The sequence below is a fragment of the Rhodococcus sp. T9N genome (assembly GCF_024436645.1).
GTDB lineage: Bacteria > Actinomycetota > Actinomycetes > Mycobacteriales > Mycobacteriaceae > Rhodococcus_F > Rhodococcus_F qingshengii.
This window is the reverse complement of the sequence record NZ_JAMSKS010000008.1, coordinates 207,049-223,199: the sequence shown is the minus strand read 5'-3', so window position 1 is coordinate 223,199 and position 16,151 is coordinate 207,049. Positions and strand designations below refer to the sequence as shown.

Here is a 16,151-nt window from a genome sequence, read left to right as displayed (position 1 = left end):
CTATTCACCCAGCGAGAAACCGGCCTCGACGTCTGCGCTGGAGAATGACTGGAACGCAATGTGTGTGGCGGTTCGGAGAACGCCGGGCACCTTGTTGATTCCTCCGGTGACCACGTCGGCGATCTGGGCGTGGTCACGCACTTTTACGATGGCGATCAAATCGACGTCACCTGCGCACGAGTAGACCTCGGTCACTCCGGACAGGTCGGCGACGGCCTGCGCGGTTTCCGGGATCCGAGCGGACTCGGCGTGAATCATGACGATGGCGTTGATCATTTCTCTCCTCGATTTCCCTGCGGGTTGTGATGACCCGGTGGTTTCGATCGAGCTTAGGGGTGCCGCCCCGCCGTTACGTCATCGATGTTCGGATTCGGTTCCGGCTCGGGCGAGTCGGCACCAGGCTTCCCACTTGCCGGCGCCGCTCACAGGTTCGACGTATCCGGATGTCGCCGACACGATTCGGACACCGTCCGACGAGAGCCACCTTGCGATCAGTCCCAGTTCTTCGGGTGACGCGCCGCGGAACGGGGCGTCGTCCGGTAGGACGGTTTCGGCCGCCGCGGTGATGGCGTCGACGACGGGCATCGGGTGAGTCCCACGTCTGGCGAGCCCGGCGGACGCGAGACGCCCGGACCGGATCACCGACAGCTCCCAGCCGCCGTCTCCGGTGGGGCGGGCGAGAACGAGTTGTTCGATCGCCGCGATTGCAGCGAGTCGCTGAGTGCGCCGCACTGCGGTGGCGACTGCGACCGTTCGGTCACGCAGACGAGCAGCATTCTCGAACAACGCGTGTGCGGACAGCTCGTCGATCCGGGCCTGCATCTGTTGGAGGGGAGCGTCGTTGGTTCCTCGGAAGAATCCACGCACGGCCTCAGGGGCGGCCGCGTAGTCCTCTGCGTTGATTTCCGGGGTCCAGGAGGCTGGACACGCCCCCAGTTCGCGAGCGGGGCAGTCAGGGCCGTGAACGGCGCCGCGTCCGAGACGCTTGGTACACGTGCGCAGACGACTGAACTCTGCGACGGTGTCGGCGACGTCGACTGCGTCGCCGCGAGAGGTGAACGGGCCGATCGAATCGGCCGTGGGCGTGCGAACCACGGACAGTCTCGGAAACGCCTCGTCGGTGAGGGTGATCCACCAACCTCGCTTGGGAAACTTGGAGCGACGGTTGTACGGCGGCGCATGCGCGCTCAGCAGTCGTAGTTCACGCACCCCGGCCTCGAGAGAGTGCGCGCACTCGACATGGTCCACGCGGGTGGCCAGCGCGACCATTTCCTTCATCCGGCCGCGGGTCTCCGAACCGGTGAAGTAGTTGCGGACGCGGCGTCGAAGGTCGGTAGCAGTTCCTATGTAGAGGGCTTCGTCGGAAGGACCGCGGAAAAGGTAGACACCGGGGCTTCGCGGCAGGTTTGCGGCGAAGGACCGTTTGGCCCGTTGATGCGAGGAAATGTTGGGCAGGTAGTCGACTAGTTCGCTGTAACTGTGGACACCCTGGTTTCCGACCCTGTCGATCAGTCCGTGGAGGACGTCGACGGTCGCACGCGCGTCGTCGAGAGCCCGGTGCGTCGGCTGGGTGGTCACTTGGAAGAGATGGGCGAGTGCGGAGAGCTTCACCGAAGGTGCTTCGTCGCGTGTGAGTACGCGCCGGGCGAGTTTGACGGTGCACAGGACACGGAACGCAGGCCACGGGCGCGCGCTGCGTGACGCCGCTGCTTTGAGGAAACCGATGTCGAACGGCGCGTTGTGTGCCACCAGCACCGCGCCCTCGGCGAACTCGAGAAATGCAGGCAGGACACGTTCGATGGGAGGTGCGCCGATCAGCATGGCTGTGGTGATTCCGGTCAGTTCGACTATGTACGGCGGAATCGACCGGCCGGGGTCGACGAGTGTTGCCATTTCGCCCAGTACCTCGCCGCCGCGGATCTTGACGGCGCCGATCTCGGTGATGGAGTCCTGGTCGGCGCTGCCCCCTGTGGTCTCGAGGTCGACCACGACAAATGTTGTCTCGCTCAGCGGTGTGTCCAGTTCGTCGAAGCTCAGTTGCCGCCCGACGTCGAACTTCTCCCCGTCGGAGAACGGGGGCGGAGACGGAAATTCTCGGGCCGAGGCGGGACTCACACCGCAGACAGTAGAAGTACCCCCCGACACGAATTCGAGAGTGCAGACACGGAATCCGACCCGCACGGACTTCCGTTGCGAAATCGGTCGATGAACGCCCGACAAAAGTAGGAGAGACGAGGATCACACTGGCGGTGGGAACTCGCGAATGTGGACGCGCGCCTACTTGTGAGTAGGGCGAGTCGAGGGGGTCTTCGGTGCGTCTGTCGACGGCTGAAACCGCGTCCGTGACCGGAACAAGTTCTAGTTTCAAGTAATCATCGTTGAACTGCATGGAAGATCGGATTGTCGGGTTTGGTGAGCCTTGGCAGTGGGTAGCGGGTGCGGGTTTGACGGCCTGGAGTGGGTCGCCGAACCGACCTGTTGTTATCTCCCCGTGACCCGCCGGGCGTATCGCGGGCGCGGCACCACGATTTCCGGCGAATCGGGCGCGATTGTCACGAAGCGGTCGACATCGTCGCGATCATTTCGTAACCTTCCTGAGACCTAACGAAGTCTTGCCGGACCAAACAGGACCGGCATCGTCAGGAACCGCCTAATCGGGATCTCCGCGAGGAACCCGAACCGGGAACCCAAGTTTCCACTGGGGTGAATCCCGCCTGGGGTGCAGCACGCAGGATCGCTGCAGACCACGCGGGTAGGGCTGATCTTCCCAGCCCGAACCCGTCAGCTAACTCGGTCGGCGGATGAATGGAAGAAATGGAGCACCCCTTAAGTGGCGTCACAGAGTTTCAAGCGTTCAGCGCAGTTGGCAGTAGCCGGCGCGCTCGCAGTCGGAGCATTCGCTGCAACCGCTGCACCTGCCTCGGCAGACCCCATCACCATCCCCGGCGTCGGCACGTTCGAGGTTCCGGGCGTTTCTATTCCTCAGTTGCCGGTCATTCCGGGCATCACCGACATCGCACCGGCTGCACCGGCCGCTCCCATCTCCAGTGTTGGTGAGCAGGCAGTTCGCGCCGCAGAGAGCAAGCTGGGCTCCCCGTACGTGTACGGCGCAGCCGGCCCGGACGCATTCGACTGCTCCGGTCTCGTTCAGTGGGCATACAAGCAGGCCGGTCTCAACCTGCCTCGCACGAGCTACGACCAGGCTGCAGCCGGCGTTGCCGTCGCACAGTCCGATCTTCAGGTCGGCGACGTGATCTCCTTCTACGGCGGATCGCATTCGGGCATCTACGCCGGTAACGGCAATGTCATCCACGCGTCGACCGCTGGTCAGCCCGTGAAGCTCGCTCCGGTGTCCTCGATGCCGTACGACGGCGCTCGCCGTTACTGATTTCTGAACACGCTCGACGGCTGTCTCCGGTAGGCAGTCGGAACGATCCGCCGCTGTGATGCGGCGGAGCTCGGGGGAGCTCCGGATCTTCGAATGTGGGCCTCGAATCTTCGATTCGGGGCCCACATTTTCGTTTCGCGACAATTCGCCCGGTACTTCACCCCGACACGCCTACCGGCGAGTAGACACAAACGTATGCCGTTCCGTAACCTTATCGAGACATTGCGCGGCCGAGACAGGTACTGTGGATAGTTGACAGCCAGCTAACAGATCGTCGACCGGTCCCGGTCGGCGTCGCTTCACCGAGACGGAGAGTTGCATTCCGTGGTTTCATCGAAAAACAACAGTCGAGTACGGGCCGCATTGACAGTGGGAGTGCTGGCGTTCGGACTCGTTGCAGGGCCTTCGATGCAGGCCGGTGCCGACCCCGTCATCACCAACCCCACCGAGGCGCTCGACAAGCTCGGTGAACTCTCCCGGGTTTCCGAGCAGACCAACGAAGCGCTGCACAACGCGCAGATCGACCTCGACGCGAAGCTGGCAGTCGCGAATGATGCGGACGTGCGATCGGCAGCCGATCAGGGTCTTCTCGACGCGGCTTCGGCGCGCGTCGCCGAGTTCGCTCCGGCGGTAAACCGTATTGCCACAGCGAATTACCAGGGTGCGCGAACCAATCGCCTCTTTGCGTTGATGGTGAGCGACTCGCCGCAGCAGTTGCTCGACCAGATGTCTGCGCTCGACGTGATTTCCAACGACGCGGCAGTACAGGTCTCTCAGTTCAACCAAGCCACTGCCGATGCGCGTGCCGCCTCGGAAGCGTCGAAGCGATCGGCCGAAGAAGCGCGAACCGCCGCCGATCAAGCCCGCGCGCTCAGTGACGATTTGCAGCGCAAGCAGAGTGAACTGCAGACGCAGATCGCCGACGTGACCAAAGCCTTCCAGAATCTCACCGACGACGAACGTAACCAACTGAGCGGTACGCCTTTCCCGCCGGACGTCGATCTCAGCAAAATTCTGGCTAACTTGACCCCTGGCTCGGGTGCTGCTGCTCTGCAGGCAGGCCTCACGCGGATCGGTGACCCGTACGTCTGGGGCGCGACCGGCCCGAACGAGTTCGACTGCTCAGGTCTGGTGGTGTGGGCCTACAAGCAGATCGGAAAGACTCTGCCGCGATCGAGCCAAGCGCAGGCGCAGGGCGGTGTACCGGTGTCGAGGGACCAACTACAGCCCGGCGACGTCGTGACGTTCTACAGCGACAACTCGCATGTCGGCATCTACGCCGGCGACGGAAACATTCTGCATGCGTCGACGTTCGGCGTACCGGTGAAGGTCCAGTCGATGGCAGGCATGGAGTTCTCCACTGCGCGTCGTTACTGACGGCTTGCTGCGCCTGAGTGGCGTGTGGCCAGCCGCCGTGAAGCGTCGAGTCGAGTTCTCCTACACTCGGCACCGTGCCGACTGAACCGATGACGACGCCCGACGTCGGCGCAGATCGACCACGCCGTTGGGAGTATCCGGCCCTCGTGGCGCTCGGTGTAGCCGTGGTGCTCGTTCTGGGCCTGACGATCTTCCTGACGAACAGGTCCGATTCCGACGAAAACGCCGCCGCCGAACAGGACGCGGAACGCAGCGCTCAAGTCCAGAGCTTTCTCGATGCATGGGCCGCGGCTCAGATGTCCGACGATCCGTCGGGGCTGGCGAAGTTCGTCGACAGTTCCGCCGCACCCGGTGTGCTCGAGGCGGAAGTTCGACGAGCCACTGCAGCGGGAGCGCTCGAATTCTCCGACTGGGGATACGAGATTCCCAGCGGCGGCCTGACTCCGGCGCCGCGAACCGGTGCGCCGGGCGGAGACGTCGAAGTATGGAATGCGCAAGTTCTGTTGCGGTACGCCCTCGACGGCGTCGACGCATTGCCCACGCGCAAGGCAGTGTCCATGACACTCGCGAAACGCGGCGATCAGTGGTCGGTTCTTGCGGACGGGTCGATCGTCGGACTGGACGGCGCCCGAACGGCGGGCGAATCCTGGAACGGCCCCTGGGACTTCGGCCCGCTTGCCGTCGCCGAGAATTCTGCGGGTAACGCGCTGGTGATCGGCCACCCGGGTCAGCAGGCGTTCGTCGACGCTTTGGCTGCCGATGTGGACTCAGCCATCGAGAACACGACGCAGTTGTGGGGGCCGTGGTGGTCCGAGCGCGCGGTGCTCATGGTGGCGGGGTCCGCTGAGGAATTCACCGCACTGGTCGGCTCCCATCACGACGGCGCTTCGATTGCCGCAGTGTCGGTCGCGGATGCGACGGCGGACGGGTCTTCCGACGTGAGCGGCCAGCGGGTGGTCTTCTCGCCTGCCGCGGCTTCGAGGTTGACCGACATCACCAGGCGAACGGTGTTGCGCCACGAACTGATGCACATAGCCGCCCGATCGAAAACCCGTGACGGGTCGCCGATGTGGGTATTGGAAGGGTTTGCCGAATACGCGGGAAACCGTGGATCCTCGCGGGCCTGGGGTGAGATCGCGCCGACTCTGGCGGCAGCGGTACGCTCCGGCGATACTCCGACCGAGTTTCCGGACGACACGCAGTTCAGCGGTGTACCGGTCGTGAGTTCACTGGCGTACGAATCGGCGTGGTCGATCAACGCGTATATCGCCGATCGATTCGGAGAAGCAAAGCTGACCGACCTCTTTCGCGCTCTCGCCTCCGGAAAGATGACTGCCGAAGACCTCGATTCGCGGATCCGAGCGGTCGTTGGCGTCGGAACCGAGGAACTGCGAGCCGGATGGGTCGACTGGACCAACAGCCATCTGGGCTGAGCGGTTCGCGGCTGGGTCGATTGCAGCGGCGAGGTGCCCTTCGCACGTTTGAAGCACCGAGTGCCCTACGGTGGACGGATGCGCCGGACCCTCTTGGTGACCAACGATTTTCCTCCTCGCCCCGGAGGTATCCAGTCCTATCTCCACACGTTCGCCGGGCATCTGCCGCCGGACAAGTTGGTGGTGTACGCACCGCGGTGGCGGGGCGACTCGCACAAGAAGTTCGATGCGGCACAGCCTTTCGAGGTCGTTCGGCACCCGACGACGCTGATGCTGCCGTCGCCTTTTGTCGCTCGTCGAGCCGCGAAGTTGGTCAAGAAGCACGACTGCGAGTCGGTCTGGTTCGGTGCGGCAGCGCCGTTGGCGTTGTTGGCGCCGGTTGTTCGACGTGCCGGAGCGAGCCGAGTGATCGCGAGTACTCACGGCCACGAGGTCGGATGGTCGATGATTCCCGGTGCGCGGCAGTCGTTGCGTGTGATCGGTGACCACACCGATGCGGTGACGTTCGTCAGCAAATACACCCGTGGGCGGTTCTCGGCGGCCTTCGGCCCGCAAGCGGCGCTCGAGCACCTTCCTTCCGGAGTGGACACGTCAGTGTTCCACCCGGACTCGGTCGCCCGCGCGGAACTGCGTAAGCGATACGGGCTGGGCGAGCGGCCCACGATCCTGTGCCTGTCGCGGCTCGTGCCACGCAAGGGGCAGGACATGCTCATCAAGGCGCTGCCGACCGTACGCAAGAGCATTGACGGGGCGGTACTGGTGATTGTCGGAGGTGGGCCGTACGAGGACCATCTCCGCCAATTGGCGCGTAAGACCGGGATGGACGATCACGTCGTCTTCACGGGCACGGTGCCCGCCGCAGAGTTGGCGGCGCACCACACGATCGCCGACGTGTTCGCCATGCCGTGCCGTACCCGAGGCGCCGGATTGGACGTCGAAGGACTGGGAATCGTCTACCTCGAGGCCTCGGCTACCGGTGTGCCGGTCATCGCCGGGCGCAGTGGTGGCGCTCCGGAAACGGTGCAGCAGAACAAGACCGGGCTCGTGGTCGACGGCACCTCTGTTCGCGACGTCGCCGAATCCGTGATCGAGGTGCTGTCCGATCGTGATCGCGCGGCCGCGATGGGAGCAGCCGGCCGGGCATGGGTTGCCGAAGACTGGAAGTGGGACACGCTCGCTTCGAAACTGCGTAATCTCCTCGGCTGAGCAAACGGGACTCGAACGCGAACGGCCCGCACCGAATTCGGTGCGGGCCGTTCATGTCGGCACGTTCGTGTCGGCAGAGGACTGATCGGCGAAAGACTACTTGGCGTAGATCTTTTCGATGTCGGCGGCAAAGCTCTCGTGCACGACGTTGCGCTTGAGCTTCATCGTGGGCGTGAGTTCGCCTGTGTCCTCGGAGAAGTCGACCGGAAGAATGCGGAACTTCTTGATCGCCTCGGCGTGTGAGACGAGCTTGTTGGCCTCGTCGATGGCGTCCTGGATTTCGCCGACCAGTTCGCCGTCCGAAACCAGGTCGGCCGCTGTGGTTCCTGCGGCCTTGTTGTTGCGCTCGTTCCAGGCGGGGAGAGCTTCGGCGTCGATGGTGATGAGGGCGCCGATGAAAGGCTTCTGGTCGCCGACCACGATGGCCTGGCTGATCAGCGGGTGCGCACGAAGGGAATCCTCGAGCTGAGCGGGGGAGACGTTCTTGCCGCCTGCCGTGACGATGATTTCCTTCTTGCGGCCGGTGATGGTGATGTAGCCGTCCTTGTCGACGGTGCCGAGGTCGCCGGTGTGGAACCAGCCGTTCTCGATCGACTCGGCGGTCGCCTTCTCGTTGCGCCAGTAGCCGGTGAAGACCACCGGTCCCGAGAGGAGGATTTCGCCGTCTTCTGCGATACGAACGGAGTTGCCGGCCAACGGCTTTCCGACAGAACCGACCTTCTGTGCGCCGATGGTGTTGACGGCGAAGGCCGCGGTGGTCTCGGTCAGTCCGTAGCCCTCGTAGATCGTGACGCCGATACCGCGGAAGAAGTGGCCGAGTCGAGCGCCCAGAGGTGCACCACCGGAAATGGCCAGCTGGCACTGCCCGCCGAGCGCTGCGCGCAGCTTCGAGTACACGAGCTTGTCGAAGAGAGCGTGCTTGGCCTTGAGAACGATGCCGGCGCCGCCCTTGTCCTGCGCCTCGCTCCACGCGACGGCGGTGTCTGCGGCCGCGTCGAAGATCTTTCCCTTGCCGTCGCCGTGCGCCTTGGCGCGTGCGCTGTTGTAGACCTTCTCGAACACGCGCGGCACCGAGAGGATGAAGTCGGGCTTGAACTCGCCGAACGTCGGAACGAGGTTCGGGATGTCACTCGTGTGCCCCAGCGCTGCACCGGCGTCGAACGACGCGATGCTGACTGCGCGAGCGAGAACGTGCGCGAGCGGCAAGAACATCAGCGTGCGGACGCCAGGAGTCTTGAGCAGCGTGCCGAGGTTGGAGTCGAGGATGCCCTTCGACTCGGCAATCAGGTTGGAGTGCGTCAGCTGGCAGCCCTTGGGTCGGCCCGTGGTGCCCGACGTGTAGATCAGGGTCGCGGGATCGGATGCCTTCAGTGCCGCGACGCGGGCGTGGACGTCGTCGTCGGAGATGTCGGCGCCCAGTGCGGTCAATTCCTCGACGACACCCTTACCGCCCGCCGCGGCATCGATCTGGTAGACCGTGCGCAGCGCGGGTGCGGCTGCAGCGACGTCCTTCACGGTCGCGGCGTGAGTGTCGTTCTCGACGATGAGGTCGATTGCTTCGGAGTCCTCGAGAATCCAACGAACCTGCTCGGCTGCGGAGGTTTCGTAGATCGGAACCGTCACGCCGCCGGCTGCCCAGATGGCGTAGTCGACGAGCGGCCATTCGAAACGCGTCGCCGACATGAGGCCGACGCGATCGCCCTGCTCGACTCCGATCGCGATCAGGCCCTTGGCGACGGCAGTCACCTGAGCGGCGAAATCGCCTGCAGTGACATCGACCCATGCATTTCCGACTTTGCGCTTGTAGACAACCGCCGCCGGCTTCGTCTTCGCGAAGGCGAAGACCGAGTCGACCGCGGAGGCATCCTCGGGAATGGTGAACGTCTGGGGTGCGCTGAACTCAGGCACGAAATACCTCCGACACTGCGAAATACTGACGAGTAGGGTTTTCGTCTCCTACTGTAGTCGCATGTCCGACGCAGTTGTGGCCAGGCTTACAGTCTGTCCGGTATGTAGTGTTGCGACACCCCTCGACGCTTCGCGGACGCGATATGTGAAGCTACTTCGGTGAGCAGCATTCAGGTCGCAGACCAGACTTTCATCGCCGCCCCGCCCGAGCGGGTCGCCGAACTGTTGTCCTCGCGCGCGCAGTGGCGTCGCTGGTTCAGTGATCTCGAGCTCGAAGTCCGGGAAGATCGCGGTCCCGCAGGATTCCGTTGGGGAGTGTCCGGTCAGCTGGTCGGCACCATGGAGGTGTGGCTCGAACCGGTCATGGACGGGACGATCGCGCACTACTTCCTGCACTGTGAGCCGGTCGGCGTATCGCCGTCCGATCTGGCGACCCTCGACCTCGCCGGGATGAACCGCAAGCGTCGGGTCGACGGCAAGGTCATGTCGTTCCAGCTCAAGCGCGAACTCGAAGCGGGACGTGCCGCCGGAGTAGCACCGGACTGATAATCGAAGCACTGCACGTTGTGCAGGTTCTGGACTTTTGACGAAGGAAGGTAGCGCAGTCGTATGGCCGAGAAGACCAAGGGGTTGATCAGCATCGACGCTCCTGCCGACGCCGTGATGGACGTCATCGCCGATTTCGAGCGGTACCCCGAGTGGGTGGCCGCGGCGAAGTCCGTCGAGGTGACGGCGCCGGGACAGGGCGGCCGCGCGGACCGAGTACGTTTCGTCCTCGACGCGGGGATGGTGAAGGACACCTACGAACTGCAGTATTCGTGGGCACCGGACGGTATGGCGGTGAGTTGGGAGCTGATCTCGGGCGAGATTCAGAAGTCCCAATTCGGTTCGTACACACTCGAGCCCGGCCCGAACGGCACCACGTCGGTCACCTACGAGTTGACGGTCGACCTGACGATTCCGATGATCGGACTGTTCAAGCGCAAGGCCGAGAAGATCATCACCGACACAGCTCTGAAGGAACTGAAGAAGCGAGTCGAGGGCTGAGTGCCGGAGCAACGATCGCGCGTCCAACTGTTCGTCGGTAAAGGCGGAGTAGGCACGACGACGCTTGCCGCAGCGACTGCTGTGTCGGCTGCGACCGATGGGGCGAGAGTGCTGCTCGTGTCGATCGATCAGGCAGGTTCTCTTGCAGACGTCCTGGGCGTGCCGAATCCGCGAACGACCACATCTCTCACCGAGCGTCTCGACGTCCGGCAACTCGACACGTCAGCGCTCCTCGAGGACAAGTTCCGAGGATTGTCGGGGTTGCTCGACGCTGCAGGAACTTTCGGAGCGGGAGATCACGAACACGGTTCGTCGTTCGAGGGCTTGGAACCGGAAGAGTTGACGGGATCCCTGGGCATCCAAGACATGCTCGGGCTCGCCGAGATCGTCGACCTCTCGGACAGCGGCGACTACGACCTCGTGATCGTGGACTGTCCGGCCGCCGCCGAAGCGCTGCGGATACTCGGCTCGCCGTCGATGGTGTCGGAGTATCTCGAGCGATTGTGGCCGCGGCACAGGCGGATGGTCGCTGTGACAGGTACGGACATGCGGCTGCTCCTGCTCGTGTCCGTCGTCGAACGCGTGCTCGCGTCGGTGGATCGGATCGCGGTTCACCTCTCGGATCGGGAGAACACCGGCGTGCGTGTGGTGACGTCGGCCGACGGCGTGTCGGTCGCGGCGACTCGTCGGACGTTGTCCGGGCTGGCTCTGGCCGGGTTGCGAGTTGACGGGATTGTGGTCAACAACCTTGTCCCGCAGTTCAACTCGTCCGCCGGGAAGGGTGTCGACGATTCACCGGCGGCGCAGTGGCTCGCGTCGATTCGGGCGGCTCAGGCACTCGTCGTGGACGAACTGCGTGGATCAACCGATGGAATGTCCGTCACAACGGTCGAACGCGCTTGCGCCGAACCGGTAGGGTTGGCCGCTCTGGGCGAGATCGCGGCCACGTTCGAGGGTGGAACGGGCACGGATTCGGGCACCGTCGGTACCGCGGACAACATCGTGGTGTCGTTGGAGTCCGGGACCGGAGTCGATTCGGTGTACGTGATGCGGATGTACCTTCCGCTCGCGGATCCGTCGTCGTTGTCGTTGGGCCGGGTGGAGGACGATGTGCTGGTGGGAGCAGACGGCGTACGACGCAGAGTTCGTTTGGCGTCGGTGCTGCGTCGTTGTGTCGTGAACGGGGCGGAGTTGGACGGCAGTTACCTGATCATCCGGTTCAGCCCGGATCCCGCGGTGTGGCCGGTATGAGCGAAGAGCACGAGCGCCTCGTCGCGGAGTTTCGCGCGCTGGCGGAAACCGTTCTGACGCGCCTGGAACCGGTGCTGCAGAAGGCCGCAGCAGCGACGGCAGACGTTGCGAGTGACTCGGCGTCCACGGACACGCAGCCGGTGTTCACCGGCTGCAGCTGGTGCCCGGTGTGCGCCCTCGCCGCACTGGTTCGCGGTGAGCACCACGAACTGTTGGCATTCCTCGCGGGTCAAGCAGCAGCATTCCTTGCGTTGCTTCGTGAGATTCTCGACGAGTTTCTCGGGGGGCCGTCAGGTCCCGATCGTGGACCGGACGGCGGTCCGACGACGCCAGGTGCGGAGCGAACTCGCACGGCGGCATTTGTCCCGATCAACGTGACGGTCAAGGACTGACTCAGTACCCCGGGTAGAGCGAACGGCCCGAGATGAGCACAATCGACACAATGGTCACCGACGCACGAGGCACCGATTCAGGGTGCGCACTCCAGCGGACGCCGCTCGCGCGGGAATCGTCGCGATGAGCGCGCGCCGCTTGAAAGCGGTCTCCAACTCCACAATGGACGACATATTGACGGTCGGCATCGACGTCGGCGGGACGAGTATCAGGGCCTCCGTCGTGGACGTCGACGGACAAGTGCTCGAGATGATTCAAGCCCCGACCCCGCAGTCGGCCAGGGCACTCGAAGACGGTCTCGATCGCGTCGTGCGCGAATTGGTCACCAGGCACGAGGTATCGGCCGTGGGGTTGGCGGTCGCCGGCTTCATCACCTCCGATCGAAGCTCGGTTCGGTTCGCTCCGCACTTGCCGTGGGTGGACGCGCCGGTCGGAAGTGACTTGAGCAAGCGGCTCGGCTTGCCGGTCGTTCTCGAACACGACGCCAATGCAGCGGCGTTCGCGGAGCACCGATTCGGCGCGGCCGCAGGTGGCCGCAATGTCGTGATGGTGGCAATCGGGACCGGCATCGGTGGTGCGCTGCTGATCAACGGTGAGCTGTACCGGGGGAGTCACGGCGTCGCCCCCGAACTGGGCCACATCCAGGTCGTTCCGGGCGGGCGTCAGTGCGCGTGTGGCAAACGTGGGTGTTGGGAGCGCTATTGCAGCGGAACGGCGCTCGTCGACACGGCAATCGAACTGCTTGCCGCCGACCCGGCCGCGTCGACGGTCCTGGCGCGTGAGGTTGCGGTGGATCCTGGTTCGCTCACCGGTCGCCGGATCGCCAACGCCGCGCAGGACGGTGACCCACTCGCGCTGGCAACGATCGCCGAGTTCACCCGTTGGCTGGCCGTGGGTCTGGCCATGGTCGGTGACGTCTACGATCCCGATCTGGTCGTGATCGCCGGCGGCGTCGCGAGTTCTGCCCCACTGTTTCTCGACGACGCCCGCGAGCAGTACGCGACATTGTTGACCGGGGCGAAGCACCGCCCACTGGCCCGCATCCGTTCCGCTCAGCTGGGCGAAGCTGCGGGCATGGTCGGCGCCGCCGCATTGGCCCGATCGGTAGTGCCTCAGGATCTCGGTGGGGTCGACGGCGCTGGAACCACGTCTGCCGGACTGTGATCGGGTCGATCCTGCAGGGGCGTGTGTAGCGGGGGTTACCGGTCGGCAGTAAGGTCGTACTCAGCGAAATTCAGCTGTGAATGGGAGGGACGCCGTGTGGTATTGGCTCTTCAAGTATGTGTTGCTGGGGCCGATTCTCTGGCTGCTCGGGCGTCCGACGGTCAAGGGTCACGAGAACATTCCGACTGACGGGGCGGCCATTCTGGCCAGCAATCACCAGGCGGTTCTGGACTCGTTCTACCTTCCGCTTCGCGTCAACCGCCGCATCACGTTCCTTGCCAAGAGTGAGTACTTCACCGGTTCCGGTCTGAAGGGCGCTTTCCAGAAGTGGTTCTTCACCGCGGTCGGTCAGGTCCCCATCGACCGAACCGGTGCAGACGCGGCGCAGGATGCACTCAACGCCGGTCTCAAGGTCCTCGGTTCGGGCAGCCTGCTGGGTATCTACCCCGAGGGGACGCGCTCGCCTGACGGTCGCCTCTACAAAGGCAAGACCGGAATGGCGCGCCTCGCACTTGAATCGGGCGTCAAGGTGATCCCGGTAGCGATGGTCGGCACCGACAAGATGAATCCGATCGGCTCACGGATGTGGCGTCCCGCCAAGGTCACCGTGATCGTCGGCGAACCCATCGATTTCTCCCGCTTCGAAGGCATGGGCGGAAACCGCTTCGTCGAGCGCGCTGTGACCGACGAGGTGATGTACAAGTTGATGAAACTCTCCGGCCAGGAGTACGTGGACATCTACGCGGCGAGCCTCAAGAACCAGGCGCCCACGAAACCCGAAGCTGCCGTCGACGTTCCGGCGGAAGGCAGCGAGTCGGTTGTCGATCTCGTGGCCTCGGCCGAGTCGAAGGAATCCGCGAAGACCGACAAGGATTCGCTCCCGGACGCACAAGCCAGCTAGAGATTTCCCACACCGGCCGCACGCGCATTGGCTCCAGAGCCTGCGCGTGCGGCATAGTTTTCGGACGTGCGCTACTTCTACGACTGTGAATTCATCGAAGACGGTCGAACCATCGATCTCGTGTCCATCGGCGTTGTCTGTGAGGACGGCCGAGAGTACTACGCGGTTTCGACGGAGTTCGATCCCGCCCGTGCAGGTAGTTGGGTGCGCAAGAACGTGCTGCCGAAGTTGCCGCAGCCTTCGTCGCCGCTGTGGAAATCACGCGAGAAGATCCGCGACGATCTTCTGAAATTCTTCGTTCCGCGGCCGATGGTGGTTCCGGAGCTCTGGGCGTGGGTCGCCGCCTACGACCACGTCGCGCTGTGCCAGTTGTGGGGCGACATGACGGAACTACCGCAGTCGATGCCGCGGTACACCCGCGAACTCCGACAGTTCTGGGAAGACAACGGCAGTCCTGCCCTCCCGTCGGCGCCCGCCGACGCACACGACGCACTTGCCGACGCCAGGCACAACCTCGTGAAGTTCGACGCCATTTCGGCTGCACGGTCACTTCGCTGACCCAGGTTTCGGTGCGCGGGAAGTGTTCCGATTGGGCTGCGATCGAGAGCCTGTGTGACGCGCCGACGAGCGAGCGAATATCCTGTAGAGGTGAACTGGACTGTCGACGTGCCGATCGACCGCTTGCCCGAACTCCCGCCGCTGCCTGCCGGACTGCGTAAGCAGCTCGACGAGGCGCTCGCGAAGCCCGCTGCTCAGCAGCCCTCGTGGCCCGCTGACCAGGCGGCCGCCATGCGGACTGTGCTCGAGAGCGTGCCTCCCATCACGGTGGCCAGCGAAGTCGAGGCGCTGCAAGAGCGTCTCGCGCAGGTCGCGCGTGGTGAGGCATTTCTGCTCCAGGGCGGTGACTGCGCCGAGACCTTCGCGGACAACACCGAGCCGCACATCAAGGGAAACATCCGCACGTTGCTGCAGATGGCCGTCGTGCTCACCTACGGTTCCTCGATGCCGGTCGTCAAGGTCGCTCGCATCGCCGGCCAGTACGCCAAACCGCGCTCTGCCGACATCGACTCGTTGGGTCTGAAGTCCTACCGCGGCGACATGATCAACTCGCTCGTCGCCGACGAGGCAGTCCGCGCCCACGATCCTTCGCGACTGGTGCGTGCATACGCCAACGCCAGCGCCGCGATGAACCTGGTTCGCGCACTCACCGGCGCCGGCATGGCCGACCTGCACAAGGTGCACGATTGGAACCGCGAATTCGTCGCAGCGTCTCCCGCGGGCGCACGCTACGAGCAACTGGCAGCCGAGATCGACCGCGGCCTGCAGTTCATGAACGCGTGTGGCGTCACCGATCCGAGCCTGCACCAGGCACAGATCTTTGCCAGCCACGAGGCCCTGGTTCTCGACTACGAGCGCGCGATGCTGCGTCTCGACAACGACAGCGATCACCCCAAGCTCTACGACCTGTCGGCTCACTTCCTCTGGATCGGTGACCGCACTCGTCAGCTCGACGGCGCGCACATCGCCTTCGCCGAGTTGGTGTCCAACCCGATCGGCCTCAAGATCGGCCCGAGCACGACGCCGGAAATGGCGGTGGAATACGTCGAGCGTCTCGACCCCACCAACAAGCCAGGTCGTCTGACTCTGATCTCGCGCATGGGCAACGGCAAGGTCCGCGACCTGCTGCCGGCGATCATCGAGAAGGTCCAAGCCACCGGTCACCAGGTCATCTGGCAGTGCGATCCGATGCACGGCAACACCCACGAAGCCTCCACCGGGTACAAGACGCGCCACTTCGACCGCATCGTCGACGAGGTTCAGGGATTCTTCGAGGTCCACAACGGTCTCGGCACGCATCCGGGTGGCATCCACGTCGAGCTGACCGGTGAGAACGTCACCGAGTGCCTCGGCGGCGCGCAGGACATCTCCGACCTCGATCTCGGCGGTCGCTACGAGACGGCGTGCGACCCCCGATTGAACACCCAACAGTCGTTGGAGCTCGCGTTCCTCGTGGCCGAGATGCTGCGAGGCTGAAACCTTCCTTCGCCGAAGCTGATTCGCGCCCGGCATTGATTTCCGGCAA

The 16,151-nt window shown here is 64.2% G+C and carries 15 protein-coding genes and 1 riboswitch; of the genes, 12 read left to right on the top strand and 3 right to left on the bottom strand.

All coding sequences use genetic code 11. From position 1 onward, the window contains the following. Together M1L53_RS15970 and M1L53_RS15965 are read right to left on the bottom strand one after the other, a co-directional pair. Positions 1 to 276, bottom strand: coding sequence for an Lrp/AsnC family transcriptional regulator (locus tag M1L53_RS15970; RefSeq protein WP_003941677.1), 276 nt, complete (start codon positions 274 to 276; stop codon positions 1 to 3). 78 nt (positions 277 to 354) lie between these two features. Beyond that, positions 355 to 2,037, bottom strand: coding sequence for a DEDD exonuclease domain-containing protein (locus M1L53_RS15965; protein ID WP_054187293.1), 1,683 nt, complete (start codon positions 2,035 to 2,037; stop codon positions 355 to 357). Positions 2,038 to 2,637: 600 nt separating this feature from the next. Continuing rightward, a riboswitch (cyclic di-AMP (ydaO/yuaA leader) is annotated at positions 2,638 to 2,816 on the top strand. 14 nt (positions 2,817 to 2,830) lie between these two features. On the opposite strand from M1L53_RS15965, the gene M1L53_RS15960 reads away from it, so the two are divergent. The 4 genes from M1L53_RS15960 to M1L53_RS15945 all read left to right on the top strand — a co-directional run bounded on the left by M1L53_RS15960 (position 2,831) and on the right by M1L53_RS15945 (position 7,404). Beyond that, the gene (locus M1L53_RS15960) at positions 2,831 to 3,388 is read left to right on the top strand and encodes a C40 family peptidase (protein ID WP_003941754.1); all 558 of its coding nucleotides are present in this window, start codon (positions 2,831 to 2,833) and stop codon (positions 3,386 to 3,388) included. 324 nt (positions 3,389 to 3,712) lie between these two features. Further along, entirely contained in the window at positions 3,713 to 4,765 is a 1,053-nt protein-coding gene (locus M1L53_RS15955; protein ID WP_003941704.1) for a C40 family peptidase, read from the top strand. Positions 4,766 to 4,839: 74 nt separating this feature from the next. Next, on the top strand, positions 4,840 to 6,198 hold the full coding sequence (locus M1L53_RS15950; RefSeq protein WP_230691661.1) for a peptidase MA family metallohydrolase: 1,359 nt from the start codon (positions 4,840 to 4,842) through the stop codon (positions 6,196 to 6,198). Between the two features lie 78 nt (positions 6,199 to 6,276). Next, entirely contained in the window at positions 6,277 to 7,404 is a 1,128-nt protein-coding gene (locus tag M1L53_RS15945; RefSeq protein ID WP_003941734.1) for a glycosyltransferase family 4 protein, read from the top strand. A 96-nt stretch (positions 7,405 to 7,500) separates the two neighbouring features. Here M1L53_RS15945 and M1L53_RS15940 read toward each other — a convergent pair whose 3' ends face one another. Further along, positions 7,501 to 9,312: a long-chain fatty acid--CoA ligase gene (locus tag M1L53_RS15940; protein ID WP_007730067.1), complete on the bottom strand. Its 1,812-nt coding sequence runs from the start codon at positions 9,310 to 9,312 to the stop codon at positions 7,501 to 7,503. Between the two features lie 159 nt (positions 9,313 to 9,471). Between M1L53_RS15940 and M1L53_RS15935 the strand changes: the two genes are divergently transcribed. The 8 genes from M1L53_RS15935 to M1L53_RS15900 all read left to right on the top strand — a co-directional run bounded on the left by M1L53_RS15935 (position 9,472) and on the right by M1L53_RS15900 (position 16,102). Continuing rightward, positions 9,472 to 9,858: a hypothetical protein gene (locus M1L53_RS15935; RefSeq protein WP_003941776.1), complete on the top strand. Its 387-nt coding sequence runs from the start codon at positions 9,472 to 9,474 to the stop codon at positions 9,856 to 9,858. Between the two features lie 63 nt (positions 9,859 to 9,921). Next, the gene (locus M1L53_RS15930; RefSeq protein WP_003941701.1) at positions 9,922 to 10,359 is read left to right on the top strand and encodes an SRPBCC family protein; all 438 of its coding nucleotides are present in this window, start codon (positions 9,922 to 9,924) and stop codon (positions 10,357 to 10,359) included. Then, the gene (locus tag M1L53_RS15925) at positions 10,360 to 11,610 is read left to right on the top strand and encodes an ArsA family ATPase (RefSeq protein ID WP_054187280.1); all 1,251 of its coding nucleotides are present in this window, start codon (positions 10,360 to 10,362) and stop codon (positions 11,608 to 11,610) included. After that, the gene (locus tag M1L53_RS15920; RefSeq protein ID WP_042453569.1) at positions 11,607 to 12,002 is read left to right on the top strand and encodes a hypothetical protein; all 396 of its coding nucleotides are present in this window, start codon (positions 11,607 to 11,609) and stop codon (positions 12,000 to 12,002) included. Before M1L53_RS15925 ends, M1L53_RS15920 begins: the two co-directional genes overlap by 4 nt. A gap of 124 nt (positions 12,003 to 12,126) precedes the next feature. Continuing rightward, the gene (locus tag M1L53_RS15915; protein ID WP_054187292.1) at positions 12,127 to 13,167 is read left to right on the top strand and encodes an ROK family protein; all 1,041 of its coding nucleotides are present in this window, start codon (positions 12,127 to 12,129) and stop codon (positions 13,165 to 13,167) included. Positions 13,168 to 13,261: 94 nt separating this feature from the next. Then, positions 13,262 to 14,068 carry a 1-acyl-sn-glycerol-3-phosphate acyltransferase gene (locus M1L53_RS15910; RefSeq protein ID WP_047270098.1) on the top strand — a complete coding sequence of 269 codons (807 nt, stop codon included), beginning with the start codon at positions 13,262 to 13,264 and terminating at the stop codon, positions 14,066 to 14,068. A gap of 66 nt (positions 14,069 to 14,134) precedes the next feature. Further along, a complete protein-coding gene (locus M1L53_RS15905) occupies positions 14,135 to 14,626 on the top strand; it encodes a polyadenylate-specific 3'-exoribonuclease AS (RefSeq protein WP_003941683.1) in 492 nt (163 codons plus the stop codon). Positions 14,627 to 14,716: 90 nt separating this feature from the next. After that, positions 14,717 to 16,102: a class II 3-deoxy-7-phosphoheptulonate synthase gene (locus M1L53_RS15900; protein ID WP_007730070.1), complete on the top strand. Its 1,386-nt coding sequence runs from the start codon at positions 14,717 to 14,719 to the stop codon at positions 16,100 to 16,102. The last annotated feature ends 49 nt before the right edge of the window (positions 16,103 to 16,151 follow it).

Excerpts from the sequence above, each read along its gene's own strand:
- M1L53_RS15970 (WP_003941677.1), bottom strand. The coding sequence starts at position 276 with ATGATCAACGCCATCGTCATGATTCACGCCGAGTCCGCTCGGATCCCG.
- M1L53_RS15945 (WP_003941734.1), top strand. The coding sequence starts at position 6,277 with ATGCGCCGGACCCTCTTGGTGACCAACGATTTTCCTCCTCGCCCCGGA.
- M1L53_RS15930 (WP_003941701.1), top strand. The coding sequence starts at position 9,922 with ATGGCCGAGAAGACCAAGGGGTTGATCAGCATCGACGCTCCTGCCGAC.
- M1L53_RS15920 (WP_042453569.1), top strand. The coding sequence starts at position 11,607 with ATGAGCGAAGAGCACGAGCGCCTCGTCGCGGAGTTTCGCGCGCTGGCG.
- M1L53_RS15915 (WP_054187292.1), top strand. The coding sequence starts at position 12,127 with ATGAGCGCGCGCCGCTTGAAAGCGGTCTCCAACTCCACAATGGACGAC.